General features: G+C 64.3%; 3 protein-coding genes and 1 pseudogene. 3 read left to right on the forward strand and 1 reads right to left on the reverse strand.

Going from position 1 to position 6,528, the window contains the following annotated elements; all coding sequences use genetic code 11:
- The 3 genes from purL to NFV80_RS00875 all read left to right on the forward strand — a co-directional run.
- Window positions 1-3,317: phosphoribosylformylglycinamidine synthase (gene purL / locus NFV80_RS00865; protein WP_296757521.1), on the forward strand; the 3,317-nt coding region annotated here is incomplete at its 5' end.
- A gap of 148 nt (window positions 3,318-3,465) precedes the next feature.
- Window positions 3,466-3,870, forward strand: a complete 405-nt coding sequence (locus tag NFV80_RS00870; protein WP_295324835.1) for a hypothetical protein — start codon at window positions 3,466-3,468, stop codon at window positions 3,868-3,870.
- 667 nt (window positions 3,871-4,537) lie between these two features.
- A complete protein-coding gene (locus tag NFV80_RS00875; protein WP_295324833.1) occupies window positions 4,538-5,458 on the forward strand; it encodes an NYN domain-containing protein in 921 nt (306 codons plus the stop codon).
- A gap of 713 nt (window positions 5,459-6,171) precedes the next feature.
- Here NFV80_RS00875 and NFV80_RS00880 read toward each other — a convergent pair.
- Window positions 6,172-6,462 (reverse strand): annotated as a pseudogene (locus NFV80_RS00880) (transposase domain-containing protein); the annotation flags it as partial.
- Window positions 6,463-6,528 lie beyond the last annotated feature (66 nt).

Here is a 6,528-nt window from a genome sequence, read left to right on the forward strand (position 1 = left end):
GCAGCGAAACGCTGTTCGGCATGATCCGCGAGACGCACCGGGCGCATCCGGCGGGGACCGTCGTCGCCTACTCGGACAATTCGTCGGTGATCGAGGGCGCCGTCGTCGCGCGCTTCCATCCTGGCAGCGACGGCCAGTACGCCTATCGCGAGGAACGGACGCACATCCTCGCCAAAGTCGAGACGCACAACCACCCGACTGCGATTTCGCCGTTCCCGGGCGCGGCTACCGGCTCCGGCGGCGAGATCCGCGACGAAGGCGCTACCGGTCGCGGTTCGAAGCCGAAAGCCGGCCTCTGCGGCTTTTCGGTCTCCAACCTCGCCATCCCCGACTTCGTGCAGCCGTGGGAGTTGCCAGCGTACGGCCGGCCCGAGCGCATCGCATCGCCGCTGGCGATCATGCTCGAAGGGCCGATCGGTGCGGCCGCTTTCAACAACGAGTTCGGCCGACCCAACCTCGCCGGCTATTTCCGCACCTACGAACAATTCACCGGCAGCGCTGAAGAACCGCTCGTGCGCGGCTACCACAAGCCGATCATGATCGCCGGCGGCGTCGGCAACATCGCTGCCAGCCAGTCGTTCAAGGCCGAGCGCCTGCCACCGGCAACGCTGCTGATCCAGCTCGGCGGTCCGGGAATGCTGATCGGCCTCGGCGGCGGCGCCGCCAGCTCGATGACCACCGGCAGCAACAGCGCCGACCTCGACTTCGCTTCGGTGCAGCGCGGCAACCCCGAGATGCAGCGGCGCGCGCAGGAGGTGATCGACCGCTGCTGGCAGATGGGAACTCCGAGCGGCGACGCCGCGACGGCCGGCGACGGCAATCCGATCCTCTCGATCCACGACGTCGGCGCCGGCGGCATTTCGAACGCGCTGCCCGAACTGGCGCACGGCGCCGGCAGCGGTGCCCGCTTCGAACTGCGCGCCGTGCACATCGAGGAACCCGGCATGTCGCCAGCCGAAATCTGGTGCAACGAAGCGCAGGAGCGCTATGTGCTGGCGATCGCTCCCGGCCGCCTGGCCGAATTCGCGGACATCTGCGAGCGCGAGCGCTGCCCGTTCGCCGTCGTCGGCGAAACCACCGATGACAAGCGCCTGATCGTCGCGGACCGCCACTTCGCCAACCTTCCGGTCGACATGGACATCGACGCGCTGCTCGGCAAGCCGCCGCGGATGACGCGCAGCGCCGAGCACCTGCCGCCGCTCGCCGTTCCCTTCGATGCCACCTCGGTCGAGCTCAAGGAAGCCGCCTACCGCGTGCTGCGCCTGCCGGCCGTCGCCGACAAGACCTTCCTGATCAGCATCGGCGACCGCACCGTCGGTGGACTGACCGCCCGCGACCAGATGGTCGGCCCGTGGCAAGTTCCCTGCGCCGACGTCGCGGTGACGCTGATGTCCTTCCAGGGCTACCGCGGCGAGGCATTCGCGATCGGCGAACGGACGCCGCTCGCGGTGCTCGACGCTCCCGCCTCCGGGCGCATGGCGATCGGCGAGGCGCTGACCAACATCGCCGCCGCCGACATCGGGCAGCTCGGCGACGTCAAGCTGTCGGCCAACTGGATGGCCGCTGCCGGCTTCCCGGGCGAGGATGCGCGCCTGTTCGACACCGTGCGCGCGGTCTCCGACCTCTGCCAGCAGATCGGCGTGGCGATCCCGGTCGGCAAGGATTCGCTGTCGATGCGCACCACCTGGCGCGAGGACGGCGAAACTCGGCAGCAGCATGGCGAAACGAAGCAGGTCGTCTCGCCGCTGTCGCTGATCGTCACCGGATTCGCGCCGGTAGAGGATGCGCGCCGCACGCTGACCCCGCAACTGGTGCTCGACGCCGGCGAAACCGATCTTCTGCTGATCGACCTCGGCGCCGGCCGCAACCGCCTTGGCGGCTCGGCGCTGGCGCAGGTGCATGCGGCCACCGGCAGCGAAGCGCCGGACGTCGACGACCCGGCGCGTCTTTCCGCCTTCTTCGCCGCCATTCGTCGGCTGGCTGCCGAGAGGCTGCTGCTCGCCTACCACGATCGCGGCGACGGCGGCCTGTTCGCGACCGTCTGCGAGATGGCGTTCGCCTCGCATTGCGGCGTTTCGATCGACACCGACGGCCTCTGCTACGACCCCTTGAGCAACGACGTCGACGGCAACGAGAAGCGGCCCAACCTGCTCGGCGGCCGCTCCTTCGAAATGCTGATGCGCGCGCTGTTCTGCGAGGAACTCGGCGCCGTCGTGCAGATCCGCCGCAGCGACCGCGGCCGCGTGATGGGCATCCTGCGCGCCGCGGGGCTCGGCGTATGTACCGACTTCATCGGCGCTCCCAACCGCTGGGACCACATCCGCATCATCCGCAACGCCCGCCCGGTCCTCGACGAAAAGCGGATCGACCTGCAGCGCGCCTGGTCGGAAACCAGTTTCCACCTGCAGCGCCTGCGCGACAACCCGGAGTGCGCGCAACAGGAGTTCGACCGGATTCTCGATGCCGCCGATCCCGGCCTCTCGGCAACCCCGAGTTTCGACCCGGCCGACGACATCGCGGCGCCCTTCGTCCACACCGGCGCGCGCCCGCGCATCGCCATCCTGCGCGAACAGGGCGTCAACGGCCACGTCGAGATGGCAGCCGCTTTCGACCGCGCCGGCTTTGCCGCGATCGACGTGCACATGAGCGACATCCTCGCCGGCCGGGTCGCGCTCGCCGACTTCAAGGGCGCCGTCGCGTGCGGCGGCTTTTCCTACGGCGACGTGCTCGGCGCCGGTCAGGGCTGGGCGCGGACGATTCTGTTCAACGAACGCGCCAGGGACAGTTTCTCGGCCTTCTTCGCGCGTCCCGACACCTTTGCCCTCGGCGTCTGCAACGGCTGCCAGATGATGAGCGCGCTCAAGGAACTGATTCCCGGCGCCGACGCCTGGCCACACTTCGCGCGCAACCGCGTCGAGCAGTTCGAAGCGCGCTTCTCGCTGGTCGAGCTGCCCGCATCGCCGTCGATCTTCTTCGCCGGCATGCACGGCAGCCGCCTGCCGGTGGTCGTCTCGCACGGCGAAGGCCGTGCCGTCTTCGCTTCTACCGAACAGCGGGCGAACGCGCTGGTCGCCATGCGCTTCATCGACCACCACGGCGCGCCAACCGAAGTCTATCCCGCCAACCCCAACGGTTCGCCGGCCGGCGCAACCGGCTTCACCACCGCCGACGGCCGCTTCTCGATCATGATGCCGCACCCCGAGCGCGTCTTCCGCAGCGTCCAGATGTCCTGGCACCCGGCCGACTGGGAAGAGCGCGGCTGGGAGGATTCGCCCTGGCTGCGGATCTTCCGCAATGCGCGGCGGTGGGTAGGGTGATGCGCCCAGCGAATCGGTTCTTTCGCACGGCGGGAGCGGGAAGGGAAGGTTGCTGAAAGGCTGCCGGCGGGCGCACGGGTGCTGTCGATGAATATTTGACCCTGGCCACTTTCCCCTAATGAATATTTGACCCTGGCCCCTTTCCCCTATGTGTATCCGCTTCGTCGAGGTCACCGGCGAACGGGCGATCCTGGTCTATTGGGACAACGGGAGGATGCTGCGGTGGACGCGTAGCGGACCCGCCCGCGAGCAGCGGCTCTGGGTTGATTTCCCGAAAGGCTTTCCCCTGGAGGAACTTCCAGGGACGGTGGCGTCGGACCCGCGCATCCGCCAATGTCCGGAGGGAGCACTGGTTCCGGCCAGTCTGTGGTTCAAGAACGCGCCGGATGACGAGATCCTGCGAGAGATGAAGCACACCTCGGATACCTTCGAGCGAGTGCTCTCGCTGCTCATCGTCCCCAAGTTCTATCCGCACTGGGCGATTGATGGGGATGAGGGCGAGGATGACACCTACGACAGGTTCATCGGGGGCGGCCGGTATCCGGAGCGCTAACTGATCTACTGATAGCCTTCGCCATCAAGCTGCTCGACCGAGGAGTTTCGTAGGAGGCTGCCGATGGACTTGGATTTGGGCGGGCGTAGGGCTGGTGAATGGCAGCTTCCGACCCTTGCGGACATCCGGCACAGGGTTACTCGACTGGCTGGTACCGCACTACTCCGGCAGACTGAAATATCCTGCGCGGTGCCAGTTGAGTGTTACCCTCTACGCAGTTACAGTAGCAACCTTACAGTAGCACCGTTAGATAGATAAGCGATAGCAGTACGCAAGAGATACGCAAAGCAATACCGACGCGAGTCGGGAGGTGCCGTCGGAAGACGGTTTTACAGTTGCGCTGCACGACTTCGCAGCCCACTGGACGCATACAACGGGGAAACGATATGTCGCTATCTCACAGCCATCAAGTGCATGCCGCGCGTTGCCGTCATGCCACGGCACAGGCCGCCAAAGCCCGATTCTGGGCCGACCTCGATGCTCGTCTCGAGGTATTTCTCTTATCTCCCGGTGCTTCGCTCGCGCGCTTCTGCGCCCGAGAGCGCGGTCGATTGCTGCGCGCGCATGGCGAATTGGGATTTCGGCTGAGCACGGCGTGCACTTGGCTACGCGACTGGGGTCGTGAGCGCAAAACTGTTTCCCAAACTGATCACAAGGAGGCTGCATAATGACCGCAAAACATGACAATGGACTTCTAAGAATTGGCGTGTTCTATGACGGCACGTACTTCTCGCACGTGTCCAACTATTACCTCTACGAGCATGAGCGCAAAGCGCGCCTGTCGATCACGGGGATCCACGAATTCATCCGTGAAGAAGTGTCTCGGCAGGAGGGCGTCGACAAGCGCTTTTGCCAGATCGTCGACGCACACTACTTCCGCGGCCGCCTAAGCGCGAAGCAGGCCCAGGAAAACGATTCCTTGTACCGCGAACGGCAGTTCGACGATGTGCTGATTCGCGAAGGCGTGACGATGCATTTCCTGCCGGTGGTTTCCGACCGCGGGGGTGAGGTGTCCGAAAAGGGGATCGATGTCTGGTTTGCCTTGGAGGCCTTCGAACTTGCGGTGCACAAGCGTTTTGACATTAGCGTGCTGGTGTCGGGTGATGGTGACTTCGTACCTTTGGTGCGGAAGCTGAATACGCTCGGCACGCGGGTCATGCTTCTCGCGTGGGACTTCGACTGGACGCGAAATAGCGAACCACGCTCGACCCGAACCTCCCAGTCTCTCATCAACGAGGTGACCTATCCGATCATGATGAGTGACGAGATCGATAGTCGCGGCCGTAAGAAGGATCAGTCGATTACTCGCCTGTTCGTGCAGAAATCGAAGGACTTCTTGCCGGATGAGGCACCGGCTTTGGCCCCTGCTGCTGCGGCCGGTCTGCGCTCGGGCGAGGTCGTCAATTTCAATGCCGACAAAGGGTTTGGCTTTGTACGCCCGGATGGCGGTGGTGACAACCTCTTCTTCCACGTTAAATCGACCCAGGGTTGCGAGCCGGACCAGCTTACCCCGGGAACGAATGTCGTTTTCCATACCGTGAAGAGTGAGCGCGGCCTCAATGCAGTCGACGTGAAACTCAAGAACTGAAGCTGAAAATGCTTCCGCCTCTGAGGGCGGAAGCCGTGGTCAGACTTCAGTCCTCGGAAATGAGTCGCATCGTCGGGCGTTGCTCCGTTGCCACAGAAAGGGCCGATGGGTTGCAGAGCGGATATGGGAGCTACCCAAACCATCGGACACCGCATAGCTTTTCGACTCGTCACCCTCGCGAAAAAATTAGCTCGACCAGAACCACAGGAAGACGGCGCCACCAAGGGCAAGTGCTCAGGCATGTGCAGGCTCGTAGTGATGCCTGCGCCGCGACAGGGAGTGGCAGCACTCACGGTGCTCCCTGAAGATAGTGCGTCACAAGGATGGCCGTAAGAGTCGCCCCTGCAACGGCGATCCAGATGAGGCGCGAGGCGCATTTCTCGCCTTGCGTTCGTTGGTCGCTTGGCTGCTCCATCGTTTCCCCCGCTATTGGTAGTCCTCACCCTCGATTCGCTCTACCGCAGCGTTGTGGATGAGGCTGATGATGCTCTCGAGCGGGCAAAAGGCAAAAGCAAAAGGCAAAAGGGGCCAGGGTCCCATGCCACTACCTTAAGGCGCTAAACCGCGCTCGCGCAGGATTGTGGCACGGGCGACACTCCGCGGAACGGTCACTAATGCGTGGTTATGAGGCCGTCGCTTCACGGCATGTGGCTCGATGCGACCGGAGCGAACGGGCAAGATGAGCGCAACCGGTAACTCCGCGGCGTTCTTGCCTATCCCGAAGGCCGCAGGGTATGCAAGGGTGAGCGCAGCGGATTCTGCGCGAAGCGTTCCTTCCACTGCCGGGGCGTGAGTTCCGCGACCCGGCGGGCCGGATGTTGGCCCACCCGCTGCAGGACGTCGACCAGGTACGTGTAGGGATCGATCCCGTGCAGCCGGCAGGTGACGATCAGACTCTGCAGGATCCCCACCTGTTTCGCGCCGAGTTCGGTCCAGCAGAACAACCAGTTCTTTCGCCCCATTGGGATCGCCCGCAGCGCGCGCTCAAGATGGTTCGTGTCGATCAAGATCGGAAAAAGGGGCCAGGGTCAATTTTCGGAAAAGTCGGTCCTGGCGAGCCGGCAAAAGTA

It is taken from the genome of Accumulibacter sp., assembly GCF_023806565.1.
Lineage (GTDB): Bacteria > Pseudomonadota > Gammaproteobacteria > Burkholderiales > Rhodocyclaceae > Accumulibacter.